General features: G+C 64.3%; 21 protein-coding genes. 17 read left to right on the top strand and 4 right to left on the bottom strand.

The features are described from left to right. Positions 1 to 147: 147 nt before the first annotated feature. The 15 genes from LPN03_RS09930 to LPN03_RS09860 all read left to right on the top strand — a co-directional run bounded on the left by LPN03_RS09930 (position 148) and on the right by LPN03_RS09860 (position 15,776). Positions 148 to 2,082 (top strand): polysaccharide biosynthesis protein, encoded by a 1,935-nt coding sequence (locus LPN03_RS09930; protein WP_165180847.1) that lies wholly within the window; start codon positions 148 to 150, stop codon positions 2,080 to 2,082. Continuing rightward, positions 2,079 to 3,152 carry an MraY family glycosyltransferase gene (locus LPN03_RS09925; RefSeq protein WP_262454126.1) on the top strand — a complete coding sequence of 358 codons (1,074 nt, stop codon included), beginning with the start codon at positions 2,079 to 2,081 and terminating at the stop codon, positions 3,150 to 3,152. The genes LPN03_RS09930 and LPN03_RS09925 overlap by 4 nt, the downstream gene beginning before the upstream one ends. Positions 3,153 to 3,274: 122 nt before the next feature. After that, the gene (locus LPN03_RS09920; RefSeq protein ID WP_262454125.1) at positions 3,275 to 3,772 is read left to right on the top strand and encodes a hypothetical protein; all 498 of its coding nucleotides are present in this window, start codon (positions 3,275 to 3,277) and stop codon (positions 3,770 to 3,772) included. Then, the gene (locus LPN03_RS09915) at positions 3,769 to 4,074 is read left to right on the top strand and encodes a hypothetical protein (protein WP_240901683.1); all 306 of its coding nucleotides are present in this window, start codon (positions 3,769 to 3,771) and stop codon (positions 4,072 to 4,074) included. Before LPN03_RS09920 ends, LPN03_RS09915 begins: the two co-directional genes overlap by 4 nt. A 107-nt stretch (positions 4,075 to 4,181) precedes the next feature. Further along, on the top strand, positions 4,182 to 4,976 hold the full coding sequence (gene atpB, locus LPN03_RS09910) for a F0F1 ATP synthase subunit A (RefSeq protein ID WP_165180846.1): 795 nt from the start codon (positions 4,182 to 4,184) through the stop codon (positions 4,974 to 4,976). Between the two features lie 76 nt (positions 4,977 to 5,052). After that, positions 5,053 to 5,271 (top strand): ATP synthase F0 subunit C, encoded by a 219-nt coding sequence (atpE, locus tag LPN03_RS09905; RefSeq protein WP_113718645.1) that lies wholly within the window; start codon positions 5,053 to 5,055, stop codon positions 5,269 to 5,271. Positions 5,272 to 5,319: 48 nt separating this feature from the next. Then, positions 5,320 to 5,880, top strand: a complete 561-nt coding sequence (locus tag LPN03_RS09900; protein ID WP_165180845.1) for a F0F1 ATP synthase subunit B — start codon at positions 5,320 to 5,322, stop codon at positions 5,878 to 5,880. Continuing rightward, positions 5,880 to 6,722: a F0F1 ATP synthase subunit delta gene (locus LPN03_RS09895; RefSeq protein WP_165180844.1), complete on the top strand. Its 843-nt coding sequence runs from the start codon at positions 5,880 to 5,882 to the stop codon at positions 6,720 to 6,722. The genes LPN03_RS09900 and LPN03_RS09895 overlap by 1 nt, the downstream gene beginning before the upstream one ends. A gap of 117 nt (positions 6,723 to 6,839) precedes the next feature. Further along, the gene (gene atpA, locus LPN03_RS09890) at positions 6,840 to 8,477 is read left to right on the top strand and encodes a F0F1 ATP synthase subunit alpha (RefSeq protein ID WP_165180843.1); all 1,638 of its coding nucleotides are present in this window, start codon (positions 6,840 to 6,842) and stop codon (positions 8,475 to 8,477) included. Between the two features lie 71 nt (positions 8,478 to 8,548). Next, positions 8,549 to 9,442 (top strand): F0F1 ATP synthase subunit gamma, encoded by an 894-nt coding sequence (locus tag LPN03_RS09885; protein WP_165180842.1) that lies wholly within the window; start codon positions 8,549 to 8,551, stop codon positions 9,440 to 9,442. A 94-nt stretch (positions 9,443 to 9,536) separates the two neighbouring features. Beyond that, positions 9,537 to 10,991: a F0F1 ATP synthase subunit beta gene (gene atpD / locus LPN03_RS09880; protein ID WP_165180841.1), complete on the top strand. Its 1,455-nt coding sequence runs from the start codon at positions 9,537 to 9,539 to the stop codon at positions 10,989 to 10,991. A gap of 2 nt (positions 10,992 to 10,993) precedes the next feature. Next, complete coding sequence (locus LPN03_RS09875) at positions 10,994 to 11,284, top strand: F0F1 ATP synthase subunit epsilon (RefSeq protein ID WP_165180840.1); 291 nt, start codon at positions 10,994 to 10,996, stop codon at positions 11,282 to 11,284. Positions 11,285 to 11,294: 10 nt separating this feature from the next. Beyond that, a complete protein-coding gene (locus LPN03_RS09870) occupies positions 11,295 to 11,726 on the top strand; it encodes a DUF2550 domain-containing protein (protein WP_165180839.1) in 432 nt (143 codons plus the stop codon). A 106-nt stretch (positions 11,727 to 11,832) separates the two neighbouring features. Beyond that, complete coding sequence (locus tag LPN03_RS09865; RefSeq protein ID WP_262454124.1) at positions 11,833 to 13,212, top strand: alpha/beta hydrolase; 1,380 nt, start codon at positions 11,833 to 11,835, stop codon at positions 13,210 to 13,212. Further along, a complete protein-coding gene (locus tag LPN03_RS09860; protein WP_262454123.1) occupies positions 13,209 to 15,776 on the top strand; it encodes a DUF2156 domain-containing protein in 2,568 nt (855 codons plus the stop codon). Before LPN03_RS09865 ends, LPN03_RS09860 begins: the two co-directional genes overlap by 4 nt. Positions 15,777 to 15,868: 92 nt before the next feature. Here the strand turns inward: LPN03_RS09860 and LPN03_RS09855 are convergent, their stop codons facing one another. From LPN03_RS09855 to nucS, 3 genes are all read right to left on the bottom strand, one after another. Further along, complete coding sequence (locus LPN03_RS09855) at positions 15,869 to 16,072, bottom strand: cold-shock protein (protein ID WP_165180836.1); 204 nt, start codon at positions 16,070 to 16,072, stop codon at positions 15,869 to 15,871. A gap of 116 nt (positions 16,073 to 16,188) precedes the next feature. Beyond that, complete coding sequence (locus LPN03_RS09850) at positions 16,189 to 17,433, bottom strand: N-acetylglucosamine-6-phosphate deacetylase (RefSeq protein WP_262454122.1); 1,245 nt, start codon at positions 17,431 to 17,433, stop codon at positions 16,189 to 16,191. 35 nt (positions 17,434 to 17,468) lie between these two features. Beyond that, complete coding sequence (gene nucS / locus LPN03_RS09845; RefSeq protein ID WP_262454121.1) at positions 17,469 to 18,164, bottom strand: endonuclease NucS; 696 nt, start codon at positions 18,162 to 18,164, stop codon at positions 17,469 to 17,471. A 74-nt stretch (positions 18,165 to 18,238) separates the two neighbouring features. Between nucS and LPN03_RS09840 the strand changes: the two genes are divergently transcribed. Both LPN03_RS09840 and LPN03_RS09835 read left to right on the top strand, forming a co-directional pair. Continuing rightward, entirely contained in the window at positions 18,239 to 18,595 is a 357-nt protein-coding gene (locus tag LPN03_RS09840) for an ATP/GTP-binding protein (RefSeq protein WP_262454120.1), read from the top strand. Between the two features lie 10 nt (positions 18,596 to 18,605). Next, positions 18,606 to 19,397 (top strand): alpha/beta hydrolase, encoded by a 792-nt coding sequence (locus LPN03_RS09835; protein WP_165180832.1) that lies wholly within the window; start codon positions 18,606 to 18,608, stop codon positions 19,395 to 19,397. A gap of 15 nt (positions 19,398 to 19,412) precedes the next feature. Here LPN03_RS09835 and LPN03_RS09830 read toward each other — a convergent pair whose 3' ends face one another. Next, positions 19,413 to 20,699 (bottom strand): AI-2E family transporter, encoded by a 1,287-nt coding sequence (locus tag LPN03_RS09830; protein WP_410468576.1) that lies wholly within the window; start codon positions 20,697 to 20,699, stop codon positions 19,413 to 19,415. Positions 20,700 to 20,765 lie beyond the last annotated feature (66 nt).

Raw genomic sequence — 20,765 nt, 5'->3', positions numbered from 1 at the left:
GATGGGTTCCTCTCGGCCGCACAGGGCACGGCGCGGCACGGCTAAACGCTTGGGTATTCGGCGGAGCGATTACTATCTTTAATAGCTTCCACTTTAGTACAGCCCCACCTATTGGACTGTTGAGTCGCTGGCCGCACAGCGCGCGCCATGCACAATGCCACACACCACCGGGCAGAAAACGGACTACGAATCACGTTGAACACGACGAGCAACTCGGCAAGAGGCCACTCCGGCACCACACCGGCAGGCGGCGAGGGAAAGCCGCCACTGTGGCTGTGGGCCCAAGGCATCCTGGACTCACTGGCCTGGACCGTGGCACTGCTGCTGGCCGTCCTGCTGCGGTATGAGCTGGACGTCCGGCTCATCAACGTGGGCGGCCTGGTCCTGCTGATCGGCGTGGCCATTGCCACCCAGCTCATTGCGGGCTGGTCGCTGGCCCTTTACCGGGGGCGCTACACCTTCGGCAGCATCCAGGAGGCGAGGGTGCTCATTGCCGCCACCTTGATTGTGGCCGCAGTGACCAGCGTGTTCCTGTTCCTGACCGTCCAGGAAATCCACATTGCCCGCTCCGTCAGCGCCATTGCCTTCCCGTTTGCCGCCCTGCTGATGGCGGCCGTCCGCTACCTCAAGCGCCTTTACGTAGAGGGTAAGCCCACGTTTGGGGAGCAGGCCCAAAAGACCCTCATCTACGGAGCCGGGTTCCTGGGCAACTCCCTCGTGACGCGCATGATCCAGGACCCGGAATCCCCGTACGTGCCCGTGGGGCTCATCGATGACGACACCACCAAGAAGCACCTGCGGCTGAGCTCGGTGGGCGTGCTGGGGCGCGGGGACGAACTGCCGGAAATTATCCGCCGCACCAAGTCCACGGTGGTGGTGCTGGCCATCGCACACCTGGAGGCCAAACGCATCCGGGAGATCTCGGACAGTGTCTCCGGCCTGGGCATCAAGGTCCTGGTGCTGCCCCCTCTGCAGGAAATGCTCACTCCCGACACCAACCGGGACAACAAGGGCGGCCTCACCGACTTCCGCGAAATTGACGTGGAAGACTTGATCGGCCGCCGCCCGGTGGACATCAAGGTGGAACAGATCGCCAGCTACGTCACCGGCAAGCGCGTCCTGGTCACGGGTGCAGGCGGCTCCATCGGCTCCGAGCTCTGCCGCCAGCTGCACGGTTTCGACCCGGCCGAGCTGATCATGCTGGACCGCGACGAAACAGGCCTGCAACACACGCAGTTTTCCATCCTGGGCCACGGCCTGCTCAATGACGACACCACCGTGCTGGCTGACATCCGCGACGCCGAGACGCTCATGGGCATATTTGCCAGGCGCCGCCCAGAGGTGGTGTTCCATGCGGCCGCACTCAAGCACGCGCCGCTGCTGCAGATGTTCCCCAAGGAAGGCTGGCAGACCAATGTGCTGGGCTCCCTCAACGTGCTGGCCGCAGCCCGCAGCGTGGGCGTGGAGACCTTTGTCAATGTCTCCACCGACAAGGCGGCGAGCCCAACCACGGCCCTGGGGCACTCCAAGCGCGCGGCGGAGAAGATCACGTCCTGGATGGCGGGCGAAACGGGCAAGCGCTACGTTTCCGTCCGTTTTGGCAATGTCATCGGCAGCCGCGGCTCCATGCTCCCGCTGTTCACCGACCAGATCAACAATGGCGGCCCCGTCACGGTCACCCACCCGGACGTCACCCGCTTCTTCATGACCATCCCGGAGGCATGCCAGCTGGTCATCCAGGCCGGCGCCATCGGCCACGGCGGCGACGTGCTGATTCTGGACATGGGCGATCCCGTGCGCATCATGGACGTGGCCGAGCGCATGATCGCCATGTCGGGCAAAAAGGTTGAGATCAAGATCACCGGCCTTCGCCCCTCCGAGAAGCTCCACGAACAGCTCACGGGCGACGACGAAATCAAGGACCCTGACGGCCACCCGAAGATTTCACACACGCACGCACGCCCCCTGGACCCCGCCGAGCTGAGCCTGGAACTGTGGCTGCAGCGCTGCCGCGACGAGTCCGGCCCGGAGCTGCCCAGCATTGACGAGTCCGACGGCGACATAGCGGCGGAAGCGCGATGATGCCCGGCGCTGCGCTCACGGTTGGTGCCGTGGCACTGGTGCTGGCACTGGTCCTGCCCCTGGCGGCCCGGCCCCTCCTGGTCCGTGCAGGCGTCCTTGACGTACCCAACGCCAGGTCCTCGCACCAGACGCCCACCATCCGAGGCATGGGAATTACGACGGCGGTGGCCCTGTCCGCAGGCCTGCTTACCGCGATCTTCCTGCCGCAAGGCCGTGTGGCTGCCGGCCAGGCGCAGGCAACGCTGGTGGTGGTTCTGCTGGTTGCCGTGGCTGCCGCCGCCATTGGCTGGGTGGAGGACATCAGGGGCCTGCCCATTGCACTCAGGGCCGGGTTGCAGCTGGCCGTGGGAGCCGTGGCCACGGGCGCCGTGGCCGTCATCGACCCGGGCGCCCAGCAGATGTGGTGGATCCCGGCCGGCGCCATTGCGGTGGCCGCCTATATCAACGTTTCCAACTTCATGGACGGCATCAACGGCATTTCCGGCATGCACGGACTGCTGGTTGGTGGCTTCTACGCATACGCCGGCGTGGTCACCGGCCATGACTGGCTGGTTTTTGCCGGTGTGGCGATTGCGGCCGCCTTTGCCGGCTTCCTGCCGTGGAACCTGGGGCGGCGGAAGGTATTCATGGGCGACGTCGGCAGCTACCTGCTGGGGGCTTCCATCTCGGTCACGGCCATGGCGGCCTTCCTGGCCAAAGTCCCCGTGGAATACATATTCTCGCCGGTGCTCATCTACCTCGTGGACACCTTTGTGACCTTCCTGCGGCGCCTGCTGGCGGGGGAGCGGTGGTACGCCTCGCACCGCCAGCACGTCTACCAGCGGCTGAACATTGTGGGTCTGGGCCACCTGCAGGCCACGGCGGTGGTCAGCACGGCCACCGTGGTGGTCAGTGTCCTTGGCATCATTGCCGCGCAGGGAAACAGCGCCATGCAGATCAGTGCCACCGCGCTCTGCCTTGCCGTGGTGCTGCTGTACCTGCGCACACCCACCCTGTTCCAGCGGTACTTCCGCCACAAGGCAGCCCATGGGCCGGGCAACGGCGCGGCCGGCGGGGTAGCGGGGGAGTAGCGTTCCGTGGATGGTTCCTGTCGGCGTGCAGTTCTATCTCATGTAGAATTATCCTTGGCGGTTCTCGCCGTGGCGCTCCCGTGGCTTTCAATCCGAACGCGCCCCTCATGATGGAGATTCTATTGAAGGACAAAGGTGCCTTGAACGGTGCTGCACAGGAGCCGTTTCCGGCCTCCGGCCCTTCAGCGACCCCCTGGCTGAACATTCTCAAGAAATGCCTGCTGATAGCCTCCGCAGCGACGGCCGCACTGGCCGTTGCGGCACTGGTGGTCAGCGGCTGGGCGGGAGTGGGCAGTGTGGCCTTTGGCTCCGCCGTGGTGGTCGTATTCTTCGGCCTCAGCCTGCTGGTTGGCCACATTTACGGCCGGAAAAACCCGTCGGGGGCCATCGGCGTCTTCATGGTGACCTACCTGGTCAAGGTGGTGGGCTTCGCCGTCATACTCTTCACCCTGGGCACCCCCACCTGGCTGAACGGTCCATGGTTCGCTGCGGCCGGCGTCGTGGTGGTTGTGTTGTGGCAGGCCACCGAGGTGGTCACCTTCAGCAGGCAGCGCCTGCTGCTCTACAACGACCCTGCTGAACCGCAGGATTCGACAGGCTCCGCCGGGGACACCAAATGAGCACCGGCCCGGGTCCGGAAGATCGGTATTCGGCCGCTTCAGGCAACCCCAAAAATGCCAACAACAACGGCGGCTACAATTCCGGGATGATCGTCTTTAGCTACATTATTGGCGGAATTGTTGTCTGGAGTTTGATAGGGTGGGTTCTGGATATTTTGCTCAGAACGCATTGGATTGTTCTGGCCGGGGCATTCACAGGACTCGCCGGCGGTTTCTACCTGTCCTTTGCCCGCCGCTTTGGACCGACCGGGTCGAAGAAAGCGGATGGGAACACCAAACGCAGCCGGCGGCAAAGGGACTGAGCATCAGTGATATCACATTTTTTCAATAACGTTGGGGGCTTCGGGGCAATGTGTTCCCCGGTCCCCGAAATCCAGCCCAATTATGGACTCTGCAGAGAGGAAACGCGTTGATCGCGCTTATGCTCCCCGCCCAAGATGGTGGAAGCTTTACCCCGCCCAGCGTCGAAACCCACTTGACCCCGTTCTTCACGATCGGCGGGTTTGAATTCACCAAGCAGATGGCGCTGGTGCTGCTTTCCGTTGTGATCATCGCCTGGTTCTTCGTAGCGGCAGCCCGCAAGGGCCAGCTGGTTCCCGGCAGGCTGCAATTCGTGGGCGAGATGGCCTATGGCTTTGTGCGCAACTCCGTTGGCAAGGACGTCATCGGTGCCAAGGACTACAAGAAGTACGTGCCGCTGCTGTTCTCGCTGTTCTTCTTCATCCTGCTGAACAACCTTTACGGCACCATCCCGTTCATCCAGCTCCCCAGCTTCTCCCACGTCTCGGGCGCCTACGTGCTTGCGCTGCTGGTGTACGTGGTCTGGATCGGCGTTGGCGTGAAGGTCAACGGCATCCGCTACTTCAAGCTGGCCGTGGTTCCCTCCGGCGTTCCGTGGTACATCCTGCCGCTCGTGGTGCCGATCGAAATCATCTCGAACTTCGTGGTCCGCCCCATGACGCACAGCCTGCGTCTGTTTGCGACCATGCTGGCCGGGCACCTGATTGTCCTGATTGCCGGTTCGGGCATTGAGTTCCTGATCGCACAGGAGAGCTGGCTGCTGAAGGGCACTTCCATCCTGATCCTGGCCGGTGCCACGGCCATGTACATGCTTGAGGCCCTGATCATGGTCCTCCAGGCCTATGTCTTTGTCCTGCTGACAGCAATTTACATTGAAGGTGCTGTCCACGCGGACAGCCACTAAACACACCAAAAGAATTCCCCGCGGGGGATAACTTGAACCAAACAACCTGCCTTCGGGCATCTTGAAAGGAAACACAATGACGGGAAATATCAACGGCTCGCTGAACCTCATCGGTTACGGTCTGTCTGCGATTGGTGGTGCCATTGGCGTGGGCCTGGTCTTCGCCGCCTACATCAACGGCGTTGCACGCCAGCCGGAAGCACAGCGCGTGCTCCAGCCCCTCGCCTTCCTGGGCCTGGCGCTGACCGAAGCACTCGCCATCCTCGGCCTCGTGTTTGCGTTCGTTCTCAAGTAAAGAGAATTACGAACCTTCAACATACGAGTAGAAAAGGACGGGTGAAATATGAATAACCTCATGGTTTTAGCCTCCGCCAATGCGGCGGATGCTGCGCCCAGCCCGCTGGCTGTCAGCTGGTCTGAAGTACTGGTTGTGGCTGTCGGCTTCGCCATTCTCATGTTCATCGTGGTCAAGTTCGTTGTCCCGATGTTTGAGAAGACCTACGCCGACCGCACTGAAGCCATTGAAGGCGGCATTGCGAAGGCTGAGAAGGCCCAGGCCGAGGCCTCGGCTGCACTCGGTGAGTACAAGCAGCAGCTGGTTGAAGCACGTACGGAAGCAAACCGCATCCGTGAGGAAGCCCGCGCCGAAGGTGCCCAGATCCTGGCAGACCTGAAGGAGAAGGCCGCTTCCGAGTCTGCGCGCATCACGGAACAGGCGCAGACGGCCATTGCCGCCGAACGCCAGGCCGCTGTTGTCTCGCTCCGTTCCGAGGTCGGTTCGCTGGCCACCACGCTGGCCGGTCGCATTGTGGGCGAGTCGCTGGACGACGACGCCCGCGCCAGCCGTGTCGTGGACCGTTTCCTGGCTGAGCTGGACAAGCAGAGCGAAGGTGCAGCGAAGTAATGGCAGGTGTATCGAGCGAATCGCTGACCACAGCATTGGGCCAGTTGGAAGCCTCGCTTCCCACGGCGTCGCTGTCGTTGGCTCAGGAGCTTTTTTCCATCCTTGCGGTTCTGGACAGCTCGGCCGGCTTGCGCCGCTCGCTCACTGACCCGTCCCGCACGGGCGCTGAAAAGTCCGCACTGGTTTCCTCACTGGTTAAGGGCAAGGTTTCTGCGGAAGCAGAAGCGATAGTTGGCCGTTTGGCTGCAGCGCGCTGGAGCGATGCACGTGACCTTGGCGATGCACTCGAGACCGTGGCCGCAACAGTGGTCATTGCCGTTGCAGAAAATCGGAACACGTCTGCAAGTTCCGGCAACTCCGTTTCCGGCCTTGGCGGCCTGGCATCGCTGGAGAGCGAACTGTTCTCCTTTTCCCAGGCCGTTGATTCCAGCCACGAGGTGCAGCGCGCCTTGGTGGAGCCGCAGGCAAGCGAGTCCGCCAAGTTGGACTTGGCGATCAAACTGGTTCCCGGCGCAAGCGGCGAAGCCCAGGCCTTGATCCGCCAGGCTGTTGTCAATCCGCGCGGACTCAAGACAGTCAAGCTCATCGAGCGTTTTGCCAACTTGGCAGCGGCACGCCAGCAGCGCTGGATTGCCGAAGTCACGGTCAGCCGCCCGATGCAGGATGGACAGCTTGCCCGGCTGCAGCGAGGGCTCAACTCCCTTTATGGGCGTGAACTGAACATCAACGTCCGCGTTGACCCCGCCCTCATCGGCGGAGTACGTGTCCGGGTGGGTGACGAGGTCGTGGATGCCTCGGTCATGGCCCGGCTGGGCGAATTGCGCCGCCAGCTGGCTGGATAGCCACAAAGCATTATCAGTAAGAAACCAAACCGCCCGCCCACACAGGTCGGGAATGGTGCGAAAGCTAGGTCATCGCCAATTTGCGGTGATCGCGAAATAGGAGAGCAGGGACTGCAGATGGCCGAATTGACCATCAACGCCGACGACGTCCGTAGTGCGTTGAATGACTTCGCGGCGTCCTACGAACCGGGCAACGCCGAACGCGTCGAGGTTGGCCGGGTTACCACTGCCGGCGATGGCATTGCCCGTGTGGAGGGACTTCCCTCCGTTATGGCCAATGAGCTGCTTCGCTTCGAAGACGGCACCCTGGGCCTGGCCCAGAACCTTGACGTCCGCGAGATCGGTGTCATCATCCTTGGTGACTTCACCGGCATTGAAGAAGGCCAGGAGGTTCACCGCACCGGTGAGATCCTGTCCGTCCCCGTGGGCGACGCCTTCCTGGGCCGCGTGGTGGACCCGCTGGGTGCCCCCATCGACGACCTGGGCGACATTGTTGCCGAGACCACCCGTGCCCTGGAACTTCAGGCGCCCGGCGTGACGGAGCGCAAGAGCGTCCACGAGCCCATGCAGACTGGCCTGAAGGCCATCGACGCCATGATCCCGATCGGCCGCGGCCAGCGCCAGCTGATCATTGGTGACCGCCAGACGGGCAAGACCGCACTGGCTGTTGACACGATCATCAACCAGAAGGCCAACTGGGCTTCCAAGGACGAGACCAAGCAGGTCCGCTGCGTCTACGTCGCCATCGGCCAGAAGGCGTCCACCATCGCCGCCGTCCGCCAGACCCTGGAAGACCACGGCGCGCTGGAGTACACCACCATCGTGGCGTCCCCGGCCTCCGACCCCGCAGGCTTCAAGTACCTGGCACCGTACGCCGGTTCCGCCATTGGCCAGCACTGGATGTACCAGGGCAAGCACGTCCTGGTGGTCTTCGACGACCTGTCCAAGCAGGCCGAGGCCTACCGTGCAGTGTCCCTGCTGCTGCGCCGCCCGCCGGGCCGCGAGGCATACCCGGGCGACGTGTTCTACCTGCACTCCCGCCTGCTGGAGCGTTGTGCCAAGCTCTCCGATGAGCTCGGTGCCGGCTCGATGACCGGCCTGCCGATTATCGAAACGAAGGCAAACGACGTTTCCGCCTACATTCCGACGAACGTGATCTCCATTACCGATGGCCAGATCTTCCTCCAGTCGGACCTCTTCAACGCCAACCAGCGTCCCGCTGTCGACGTCGGCGTTTCCGTCTCCCGTGTCGGCGGTGCCGCGCAGGTGAAGTCGATGAAGAAGGTTTCCGGTACGTTGAAGCTGGAATTGGCCCAGTACCGCGACATGCAGGCGTTTGCCATGTTTGCCTCGGACCTGGACGCCGCTTCCAAGCAGCAGCTGACCCGCGGTGCCCGCCTCATGGAACTCCTCAAGCAGGGCCAGTACGCACCGTTCCCGGTGGAAGACCAGGTTGTCTCCATCTGGGCCGGCACCAACGGCTACCTTGATGATGTCCCGGTCCAGGATGTCTCGCGCTTTGAGAAGGAATTCCTGGAACACCTGCGCCACGGCACGTCCATCCTGACCACTCTCGCCCAGACCAACGTCATGGCCGATGAAACCGTTGATGCGCTCAAGACCGCCATCACGGGCTTCAAGGCAGGCTTCTTCGGTGTCGGCGGCAGCAAGCTGGTGGATGCCGGGCACGAAGAGCATGACGCCCTGGCCGGCTCTGACGTCGACCAAGAGAAGATCGTCAAGCAGAAGCGCTGACCTGCGTCGGTTGGTCCTGCCGGGCACGCCCCGGCAGGACCGGCCATCGTCGAATTTAGGAAAGGAAAAGTATGGGAGCCCAGATCCGGGTCTACCGCCAGAAGATCGCATCGACCACCTCGATGCGCAAAATCTTCAAGGCGATGGAACTGATCGCCACCTCGCGCATCGGTAAGGCGCGCACCCGTGTGGCGGCATCCTTGCCCTACTCGAACGCCATTACCCGTGCCGTTTCTGCTGTGGCATCGCAGAGTGTCATCGACCACCCGTTGGTGACAACACCGGAGCAGGTCCGCCGGGCCGCCGTGGTCATTGTTGCCTCCGACCGAGGCCTTGCGGGTTCCTATTCCGCCAGTGTCCTCAAGCAGGCCGAGCAGCTTGCCGAGCTCCTGGGCTCGGAAGGCAAGGAAGTTTCCTACTTCCTGGTCGGCCGCAAGGCACAGGCGTACTTCGACTTCCGTGACCGCAGCTATGCGCGAGTCTGGACCGGTGGCACGGATGCCCCCGAGTTTGGCACCGCCAAGGACATTGCCAAGGCAGTCCTTGAAGCATTCGCCACGGAATACGAAAAGGGCGGCGTGGATGAAATCCACATCGTGTCTACACGCTTCCAGTCGATGGTCGTGCAGGTTCCGCAGGTTGTCCGCCTTCTGCCGCTTGAAGTGGTGGAGGAGCAGGCAACAAGTGAGTCTGACCTTCTTCCGTTGTACGAATTCGAGCCCGAGCCGGCGCAGGTGCTGGACACGCTGCTGCCGCGGTACATCGAATCCCGCATTTTCAACGCGCTCCTCCAGGCTGCCGCAAGTGAACTTGCAGCACGCCAGCGGGCCATGAAGTCCGCAGGCGACAACGCTTCGGACTTGATCAAGAAGTACACACGACTGCGCAATACGGCCCGCCAGGCCGAAATCACCCAGGAACTGTCCGAGATTGTGGCAGGTGCAGACGCGCTGAGCGCGTCCTAGCCCACGCCACGTTCCGGTGCCGGCCCCCCGCCGGCACGGTTCCTGATCCCCGTTAGACTTATCACCACGCCATCTACTGATTGAAGTGAGAGAGATGACTGCCACTACTACAGAGCAGGTAGCCGCCAAGGCTGGCGCCGTTGGACGCATTGCCCGCGTCATTGGCCCCGTCGTTGACGTCGAATTCCCCGCGGGATCCATCCCCGGCATCTACAACGCACTCGAAGCCGAGCTCACGCTCGCCGGCGAGACGCGCACCATCACGTTCGAGACCGCGTTGCACCTCGGTGACAACCTGGTTCGCGCCATCTCCCTGCAGGCCACTGACGGACTTGTCCGCGGCACGTCTGTGACGGACACCGGCGCCCCGATCTCGGTCCCCGTTGGCGACGGCGTCAAGGGCCACATCTTCAACGTCCTGGGCAAGCCCCTGGACATTGCGGAGTCGGAGCTGACCACCACCGAGCGCTGGCCCATCCACCGCAAGGCCCCCGCCTTTGCCACCCTCGAGGGCTCCACGCAGATGCTCGAGACCGGCATCAAGGTCATAGACCTCCTGACCCCCTACATCCAGGGTGGAAAGATCGGCCTGTTCGGCGGCGCCGGCGTTGGCAAGACCGTGCTGATCCAGGAAATGATCACCCGTGTTGCCCGCAACTTCGGTGGCACCTCGGTGTTCGCCGGCGTTGGCGAGCGCACCCGTGAGGGCAACGACCTCTGGGTTGAAATGGAAGAGGCCGGTGTTCTCAAGGACACCGCACTGGTATTTGGCCAGATGGATGAGCCGCCGGGAACGCGCCTTCGCGTGGCGCTCTCCGCGCTGACCATGGCGGAATACTTCCGCGATGTGCAGAACCAGGACGTGCTGCTCTTCATCGACAACATCTTCCGCTTCACGCAGGCCGGTTCGGAAGTTTCCACGCTGCTGGGCCGCATGCCCTCCGCCGTGGGCTACCAGCCCAACCTTGCCGACGAAATGGGCCTCCTGCAGGAGCGCATCACTTCGACCAAGGGCCACTCGATCACGTCCATGCAGGCCATTTATGTCCCTGCTGACGACTACACCGACCCGGCCCCGGCAACGACGTTCGCCCACCTGGACGCCACCACCGAGCTCTCCCGTGAGATTGCTTCACGTGGCCTGTACCCGGCCGTTGATCCGCTGACGTCCACCTCGCGCATCCTTGATCCGCAGTACATCGGCCAGGCGCATTACGACACCGCAGTGCGCGTGAAGCAGATCCTGCAGAAGAACAAGGAACTCCAGGACATCATCGCCATCCTTGGTGTCGACGAGCTCTCCGAAGAGGACAAGATCGTTGTGGCCCGTGCCCGCCGCATCCAGCAGTTCCTCTCGCAGAACACCTACACCGCCAAGCAGTTCACCGGCGTCGAGGGTTCCACGGTTTCCATCAAGGACACCATCGAAGGCTTCACGGCGATCTGCGACGGCGACGTCGACCACATCGCCGAGCAGGCGTTCTTCAATGTCGGTGACATGACCGACGTCGAACGCCAGTGGGCCAAGATCCAGGAATCGACCAAGTAACCATGGCGGAACTGGAAGTTGAAATCGTAGCGGCGGACCACCACGTGTGGGCCGGTGCGGCGAAGATGGTCAAGGCGCGCACCTCCGACGGCGAGATCGGCATCCTCCCGGGACACTCGCCCCTGTTGGCGATCCTGGCCGAGGGCGAACTGGCCATTGAGCCCGTCAACGGCAGCCGCATGGCAGTCACCGTGGACGGCGGCTTCTTCTCGGTTGACAAGGACCGGGTGGTCATCGTTGCCGACAATGCGCAGTTGCAAGACGGCGCAGCGTCAAACGCAGGGACCCGCTAGCTAGCAATTGATGAACGAACCCGGCATCCCGTTCATCGTCCTGGCAGCCTTATTCCTGCTGGTCGTCATTGCACTGTGCCTGCTCGGGGTGCGCCGCTTTCAACTGCGGCGTGCCCTGGGCACGGTGGATGCCTCCATTTGCTCGGCATCACACCGCTGGCAGATGGGGGTTTGCCGTTATCAGGAGTCGGAGCTTGAATGGTTCCGGCTTCTTTCGTTAAGCCCCCTCCCGCACCTTCGGATGACGCGCAGCTCCATTGTCCTGGTGGGACGCCGCCAACCCACCGAGGCGGAGGTCACCCGGGTGCCGCCCGATGTGGTGATTGTGACCTTGGAATACCATGGCGAGCAGGTGCTGCTCGCCATGAAGTTTGGCGCCTATGCGGGGCTTTCCTCCTGGCTGGAAGCCGGGCCCGTGGTGGGGATTGGGACGTGGCGCTAACGGCCTGCACATAACATTCTTTCAGTTTCCTCTCAGCGGCCATGGATAAAATTGCGTTGTTGCCCGTCGAAAACTGCGGGATTTGTTGATAAGGGCAAGTGATGACGTGTTGAAGTGGATTTACGCACAGAGCCTGGCGACCGGCGTTATTCCCGCAGTTGCCTTGGGGCTGGGTGTACTTGCCCTCGCGTTCCTGCTGATCCGCCGCTCACGGCGCTGGTGGCTGTTCTGCGCCATCACTGGCGTGTTGAGCGCGGCTGCAGCCACGGCCCTGGGCTGGGCGGTCATTTATGCCTGGTACTGGTGGCCTGAGGACCTGCCGGCCACTGTCATCATCTGTGTGGGCTTCGCGTTGTGGGGCCTGGTGCTTGGGCTTGCCACGGCGCTTCTCGGGTTGCAAAGGCTGATTCGGGGGAATGGTGGAGCGCGCCTTGGCCAGCACGACGGCGGCGCATCCCGTGGGTCCACGACCTCCACGCCACGCCGCCTGGTCGCCGTTGCGGCGACGCTGGCGATCGTGTTTGCCAGCGCGGTCGAGATCAATGCGTACTTTGGCGAGTTTCCAACCGTTGGAAGCCTGGTCCATGGTTCGCCTGCGTTGGCCACGGGCATTCCGCACTTCCTGCAAAAGAAGGACATCGTCCGCTATCGCACGGAACCAGCCGCGGAGTCATGGATCCCGCCCAAGGCCATGGTGACCGCTGGCCAGTTTCGTTCTGTGGCCATTCCCGGCAAGGTGTCCGGTTTTTACGCGCGCAACGGGATCGTCTACCTCCCCCCGGCCTACTTTACGAAGAACCCGCCCGTTCTCCCCGTCTTCGTGCTGGTGACCGGACAGCCGGGATCGCCGGGGGACTGGCTGCAGGCCGGCCATCTGGGCCAGGCGCTCGACAGCTTCGCCCGCGCCCACAAGGGGTTGGCGCCCGTGGTGGTCATACCCGATCCCAACGGGGCGCAGGAAGCCAACACGATGTGCATGAATTCGGCGCTCGGCAAGGTGGACACCTACATGTCGGTGGACGTGCCCAATTGGATCACGTCCACGCTGAACGTTGACACCAACCACAAGCATTGGGCCATTGCAGGCTTTTCCTATGGCGGCACCTGTGCCATGCAGATGGTGACGCGCCACCCCTTCGTTTACCCCACCTTCGCCGCCATCTCATCCGAGTTGGAACCTGCCCTGACAGCGAACAGGGCTGTCACCGTTGAGCGGGCCTTCCACGGCAACACGGCAGCATTCAACGCGGTGGTGCCCATGACCTTGTTGTCCGAGCGCAGCTACCCCGAAATCCACGGCTGGCTGGCCACCGGTGCCCAGGACGCCCGCTACACCAATTACGCCGTCGCGCTGGAAAGGGCGGGTGCCAGGGCGGGGATGAAGCTGGAACGCACCACCTTCCCCGGCGGGCACTCCTGGATCATGGTCACCGAGGCCATGCCTTCCGCATTGTCCTATCTGGGCACCCAGTTGGGCCTGCAGTGATCGCAGCGTTGGCGGGCTGGGTCCGGCGCACCCCCTTCGCGCTGGCAATGCTTGCAGGTTCAATTGTGGTCCTTGTGGCGTCGGAGACCATGTGGCGCCACCAAATGGCAGCGGAAATTGCCTGGACCGGCTACCAGGCCGGTGACGTGTGGCACGGGGACTGGTGGACCGTCGCCACCACGGCCTTCCTTGCCGTGCACCCCGTTGCACTGCTGCTGTCCGCCGTCATACTGGTCGGCGTGCTGGGCCTGGCCGAAATCACGCTGGGGACCTGGCGTACCGTCGTCATCTTCTGGGCAACCCAACTGGCCGCCGTTGTGCTCTTTACCCTGGTGGTGGAGGTGGGTGCGGCGCTCGACCTTGAATGGCTCGCCGACATGCGCCCGGCGACCCTCCTGGGACCCTACGCCGCCAGCGTGGGCGCCCTGATGGCAGCCAGCCGGATGATCAGCCTGCTGTGGCGGCGGCGGGTCAGGGCGCTGACCCTTGGGGCCGCGCTCATGCTGCTCCTCTATGTGGGCCACGCCCAGAACCTGTTCATGCTGCTGGGCGCCCTGGTGGGCCTGGTGATTGGCATGGCCGTGCTTCCGGCAAGGCACCCGATGCCGGTGGCACGCTCCACCAGCCGAGAGGTCCGCACCAACCTTGCCATCGTGGTGGCGGTCTTCGCCCTGGGCCCGCTTTTTTCCGCCCTGGCACACGTCCCTGTGGGGCCGCTGTCCAAGCTGCAGAACATCATCGTCAACCCGGTGCCGTCGGCCCTGCAGCTTGAAGGCAGCTGCAGCAGTGCCATCAAGGCCTGCAGCGACATCATGCACAGTGCCGGGATCCTCGGACCCGGAGGGCACCTCCTGGCGCTGGTGCCCATGCTGTTGCTGCTGGCGTGTGCGGAAGGCCTGCGCCGCGGAAACCGGATGGCGCTGTGGGTGGCCGTCTACCTGCACCTGGTCATTGGCGTCATGAGCGCCATCTACCTCCAGCTCTTTGCCGGCTTCGGCATGCCGCTGCTTCGCGGGCGCCGGGTGCTGAGCATCTCCTCCACTCTGTGGGAAGTGCTGCCCGTGGTGCTGGTGCCCTTCCTGATTGCGGCGCTGTTGCTCATTTTCCGGCGTCACTTCCACATCGACCCCAGCCCGGTCCTGCGCCGACGGACATTTGTGGTGATGCCGCTGCTGCTTGGCGGCTTCGTGGTGCTGTACGCAGCCGTGTGGTTCGTGGAGGGGAACGCATCCGGCCCGTATGGCTTCGTAGGGCTTCTGGCCGGGCTGCCGCGCATCCTGCTGCCGTATCCTTTCCCCTTTGGCTATGGTGCTTCCGTGTACCCCCATGGCCTGTTTTCAACGTTGCTGTTCAGCATGGGCGGCGCCGTGTTTTGGCTGGTGAGCGTGCTCAGTGTGTTTGGCCTGTTCCTGAGCCGCCGGGCCCGCGGCGCCGTCTCGGCGGACAGGGCTGCGGCCGCGGAGCTGGTGCGCCGCGGCGGGGACTCGCTGTCCTGGATGTCGCAGTGGCGCGGCAACAACTACTGGTTCAACGCCCGGGGCACGGCGGCCATCGCGTACCAGGCCCATGCCGGTGTGGCTGTCACGGTGGGCGGGCCGTTCGGGGACCCCGGCGAGTTTGACTCCGCCGCCGTGGAGTTCCTGGACTACTGTGCGGCGCAGTCGTTGGTGCCCTGCTTTTACTCCGTCACGGACGGCCAGTGGGACGTGCTTCAGGCGCGCGGCTTCAGGCGGGCACAGGTTGCCTCGGAAACGTTGCTGGACGTTGACAGCATGGAATTCAAGGGCAAGGAATGGCAAAACGTCCGCACTGCACTGAACAAGGCCGCCAAGCTGGGCATCACCACCCTCTGGAGCCGGTACTCGGCCCTGAGCACCGGCCAGCGGACCCAGATCCATGAAATTTCCGAGGAATGGGTCTCGGAAAAGCCGCTGCCGGAAATGGGCTTCACACTCGGTGGCGTGGAGGAACTCAAGGACGACGCCGTCCAGCTCTGCCTGGCGGTGGACGGCGATGGCCGCATCCACGGGATCACCAGCTGGCTGCCGGTTTACGAAGGCGGTGTGGAGAAGGGGTGGACCCTGGACTTCATGCGGCGCAACACTAATGCGTTCAACGGCGTCATGGAATTCCTGATTGCCCAGGCCGTGCTGCACTTCAAGGGCCAGGTGCCCACCATTTCCCTGTCGGGCACGCCGCTGTCCACCGAACCCGCACCGGAACACGCCGAAGTTTCGGAACAGGTGGCGCGGGGCGGGGAATCGGGTCCTGCCGGTCCCGCCGATTCGCGGCATTCCCCATCCGCTGTTGCGCAGCACCCCCTGGCCGCACTGGAGGGCACCTCGATGGCGCGCATCCTGGCCCTCGTCGGCCGCACCCTGGAACCCGTATACGGCTTTGCGTCGCTGGCGAACTTCAAGAAGCGCTTCCAGCCCAGGCACCGGACCCTTTACATGGTGTACCAGGACCCGCTTTCCCTGCCGTCCATTGGCCGTGCGGTGGGGGAGGCCTACATGCCCAACGTCTCCGTCAGGCAGCTGGCCAGGCTGCTGCGAAAGGCCTAGGGCACCTGCCGGGCAGTGGCGCCACGACAAAGGCACAAAGAAGACCCCCGGCATCGCTGCCGGGGGTCTTCTTTGTGCCGGAAGAGGGGAATCTAGAGCGTGGTCACGCCAGTGGCCTGGGGGCCCTTGGTTCCTTCGCCAATTTCAAATTCCACCCGGGCGTTTTCGTCGAGGGACTTGAAACCGTTGCCCTGGATTTCCGAGTAGTGGACGAACACATCACCGTCGGCATTGTCCGGGGTGATGAAGCCGAAGCCCTTTTCAGCATTGAACCACTTGACGGTTCCCTGTGCCATTGTTTCTCCTCAATCAACGTGCTGCTTTGCAAGAACAGCACTCAGCATGGCATGCATCACAAAGGAGGTCAACGAGGCACCGGCCGTTTCGCAATAATTAAGGGCACAGCTGCCTGCTAGTTCAGCCAGGATCCGGCCCGGAGCACGCGCTTGAGCCCCAATTCGGAGTCCACCACCAGGGCGTCGGCCCGCAGCCCACGGCGCAGGGCACCCACCTCGTCGGTGAGCCCCAGCACGGCGGCTGGAACGGCGCTGGCCGACAGGACGGCGTCGTGCAGCTTGACCCCGGCCTGCACGGTGCGGCGCACCACGTCCAGCAAGGTGGCGGTGCCTCCGGCAATGGAGCCCGTGGCGTCCAGCGTGGCCACGCCCTTCGTGACGGTCACGGGGGATGGCCCCAGCATGTACTGGCCGTCGGCCAGTCCCGCCGCGGCCATGGAGTCGGTGACCAGCAGGATGTTGCCGGCACCCACGAGTGAAAACACCATTTTGACGGTCTCCGGGTCCAGGTGGGTGTTGTCCGCGACGAGTTCGACGGCGGCATGCCCTGCCGCCGCCGCCCGGAGGCAGGCCGCGACGGGGCCCGGGGAGCGGTGGTGCAAGGGTGGCATGCCGTTGAACAGGTGGGTGACGGTGGGGCGGCCCGAGGTGCCGTCGAAGCCGGTGGAGTCCAGGCCCTCTCGGGCCTGTTCCAGGGAGTCCCAGGCCGTGCGGGTGTCGCACGCGGTGTGGCCCACGGAAGGGGTGATGCCGTGAGAGGTGAGAAGATCCACCAGTTCGTCGGCGCCCGGCAGTTCCGGGGCATATGTCATGGTGGCGATGTGTCCCTGCCCCGCCTCGATCAGCCGAGCCGCGAGTTCCACGTCGGGGTCAAGCAGGAAGGCCGGGTTTTGGGCCCCGCAGCGGGCATGGGAAAGGAACGGCCCCTCCAGGTGGATGCCGGCCAGCAGTCCCTCGCCGGTTAGTTTGGCGTGGACGCCGATCCCGGCCAACAGGTCCTCCGGGGACGCCGTCACCATGCTGGCCAGCAGGGTGGTGGTGCCGGCACGGTGCAGGAAGTCAATGGCCTTGCGGGCGGAGGATTCGTCGCCACTGGGGAAGTCCCCGCCGTTGCCGCCGTGGTTGTGGACATCCACCAGCCCGGGGAGAACATGGTGGCCCGCAGGCAGGGAAATCACGTTGGCGGCGTCAACGTCCTCGAACCCCGGTTCGTCAAAGTGGTCGGCGCGTCCGGCATACACAATTCTGTCCCCGGAGACGGCCAACAGCCCGTCCTGGACGATGCCGCGATCCGTCGCGATGGATCCGTGGATGAGTTTCTTGGCGGGAGCCGGAGCGGCCGCGTCGTGGGGGGAAGTCATGCCCTTTAGTCTAGCGAGGACGGCGCGGCAGCGGCCTAGAAGAGTCGCGAGGCGCTGTCATCGACTCCGCGCATTGCGTCATAGTCGAGGGTCCTGCATTCAATCCCCCGGTCCTCGGCAAGCACCCTCGCCTGGGGCTTGATCTGCTGGGCGGCGAAGACGCCCCGCACGGGAGCGAGCAGGGGGTCGCGGTTGAGGAGTTCCAGGTAGCGCGTCAGCTGCTCGACCCCGTCGATGTCCCCGCGGCGCTTGAGCTCAATGGCCACGGTGGCGCCCTTGGCATCCCGGGCCAGGATGTCCACAGGGCCAATGGCCGTGAAGTACTCGCGCCGGATCAGCGTATAGCCGGTGCCCAGCAGTTCGATTTGGGCTGCCAGCAGGCGCTGCAGGTCCGCTTCCACTCCATCCTTGATAAGCCCGGGGTCAGTTCCCAGATCATGCGTGGACTCATGGATGTGCTCATAGATGTTGATGATCAGCTTGTCATCCTGCTTGGTGGACTGGACCACCCACTGTTCCAGCACGCCGTCTTCCAGCTCGCTGTCGGCGGCGGCCACGGTACGCAGGGTGGCCGGGGGGCTCATCCAGTTCAGCGGCTTGTAGGAGCCGCCGTCGGAATGGACCAGCACGGAACCGTCCGCCTTGACCAACAGGAGCCGGACGGCCAGGGGAAGATGGGCTTTGAGGCGGCCGACATAGTCGACGGAGCACTTGGCAATGACTAAACGCACGCCTTCCACAATAGCCGGTGAGGCGGTCCGCCCCGATTTGGCCCCGGGCCCGGCACCTGCGGCACAATGGTTGCATGCCCCGTTCAAACCATCCCCGCCGCCGAACGCCAGCCAACGGCGGAAGGACGGGTGGGAAGGCGGCCGGCGGGCCCGGGGCAGCAGGCGAAGAAGACCTGGACCTGGACCGCGCGCGCCTGGGCATTCCGCAGCGCGAATCGGCTCCGGACGGGGAATGGGCCGTGCGCACCATTACCGCCCGCAACGCCCAAAAGGTGTACACCTGCCCGGGCTGCCACCGCCCGGTGCAGCCCGGCACGCCCCACCTGGTGGTCTGGCGGGAGGACGATATGTTCGGTGCCGAGGCAGGGCTGCGAGACCGCCGGCACTGGCACAGCAACTGCTGGCGCGGGCGCAGCTACTGGTACAGATAGGCTGGACTCCATGGTTTTTGACCCAGCCCTGCTAGATTTTGCCGACCCCGGTGCCCCCGTGCCCGTCCGCGCGGCCACCATTCTCCCGGCCGTGAGGGAAAACATTGAGTTTACGACGGCGGACGGCCTCACCCTGCTCGGCGAGCTGGCACTGCCGGCCGACGGCGACATCCGCGGGACGCTGATCACCCTGCACCCCCTGCCCACCCACGGCGGATTCATGGACTCCCATGTGTTCAAGAAGGCTTCCTACCGGCTGCCTGCGCTCGCCGGGATTGCCGTGCTGCGCTTCAACACACGCGGCACGTCCTCCCCCCGGGGGACGAGTGACGGCGCCTTCAGCGATGGCGTGGGCGAGCGGGCCGATGTGGCCGCCGCCGTGCAGTTTGCGGTGGACCGCGGGCTGCCGAACCGATGGCTGGTGGGCTGGTCCTTTGGCACGGAGCTGGCCCTGAAATACGGTGCACTTGACCCGGTGGGCCGCCAGGTGGAAGGTGCCGTGCTGCTTTCGCCGCCGCTGCACCGCGCAGGCGACGCGGACCTCGCCTTGTGGGCCGCTGCCGGGAAGCCGCTGGCCGTGCTGGTGCCGGAGCTGGACGACTACCTGCGACCGGACGCGGCACGCGAGCGCTTCATGGCGGTTCCCCAGGCACGCCTGGTGCCCGTGGAGGGCGCCCGGCACTTGTGGGTGGGGGAGAAGTATGCCGCACGGGCCCTCAATGAGATTGCGTCCACTGTGCTGGGGCGCCCGGTGGAGCTGCCCACGGAATGGAATGGCCCCGTGGCGGCGCCCCCGGCCTGACACCCGCAGGACGTGTCAGTGCTTGTCCTGGCGCAGGATGAACACTTCCTTGACCAGCAGCATGACGGCGGCCGCCGTCGGAATGGCAATGAGGGCCCCCAACACGCCCAGGAGGCTGCCGCCGGCGATGACGGAGATGACGGCCACGGCCCCCGGCACGGCCACGGCCTTTTCCATGATCCGCGGGGAGATGAAATACGCCTCAAACTGCAGGTAGGCGAAGTAGCAGATGGCGTAAATGAGGGCCATCTGCCAGCCGCCCGTCAGGCTGACCGCAATGACCACCACGGCGGCAAGCATGCCCCCCACCAGCGGGATGAACGCCAGCAGGGCCACCACAAACGCCAGCAGGACGCTGAACGGGACGTGCAGGATGCTCATGACAATGAAGGCGAAGGTGGCGTTGAGCACTGCCACGCAGACCTGCCCGATCACGTAGTTGCCCACGCCCCGGGTGATCTCCTCACTCAGTTCCTCCACGCGGGCCCGCCTGGAGCGCGGTGCCAGGCGGTAGCCCCACTTCTTCATGGAGGGCAGCGACGCCAGGAAGTACAGGCTGAGGACCAGCACAATCAGGGTGCCGAACAGGCCGTTGGCGATGGAGGTGCCGACGCCCACCACGCCGCCAAAGATTCCGCCCACGGCCTGCGCGTTCTGGAAGAACTTGGCAACCTGCTGGTTGATGGTGTCGATGACGTGGTACTGGACGTCAAGTGTGCGGAACAGATCCGAGTTCAGGAAGTCGGTGATCCACCCCGGGGCCTTGTTCACCAATTGGGTGGTCTGCTCCACGATGGTGGGAATGAGGGTGGCGAAGAATATTGCCACCAGGCCCAGCAGCGCCGCCAGCACCAGCACTATGCCCAGCGGCCGCGGCACCCGGCGGTTTTCCAGCCAGCGCACCACCGGGTCAAGGCCCAGGGCGATGAACATGGCAGTGACAATCCACAGCAGGAGCTGGGAGGTGTTGGCCATGATGTAGTTGAGGAACAAGGCAATGCCCACGCCCACGGTGCCCATGAAGCCGAAGTAAATGGGGTGCCGGAACATGCCTGCCGCGCTTGCCGCCCCCACAGCCGCTTCCTGGGCGCCGGCTTCCCCAAGCGCCGGCGGCTCCGATTCGGAAGGCAGGTCAAAGCGGACGCGCGGCTGGGCGCCTGGGAGCGGCTGGGTGAATTTCCTGACCACCCATGAGCGGACGCCCCCCGCAGCCTGGTGTGCGGCGGCCGCTTCGCCTGGGGCGCCGGCACCGTGTGCCTTGCCGGCCTTGTCGGCCTTGTCGCTGCCCGCGGCCGCCGTCACGGGTTCCCCCCCAGTTGCGTCGGGCCGGGGCACCTGGGCCGAGGGGCCGGCGTCGTTATTTCCCGC

Source organism: Arthrobacter sp. A2-55 (genome assembly GCF_025548615.1).
Classification (GTDB): domain Bacteria; phylum Actinomycetota; class Actinomycetes; order Actinomycetales; family Micrococcaceae; genus Specibacter; species Specibacter silviterrae.
This window is presented reverse-complemented; position numbering and strand designations above follow the sequence as displayed.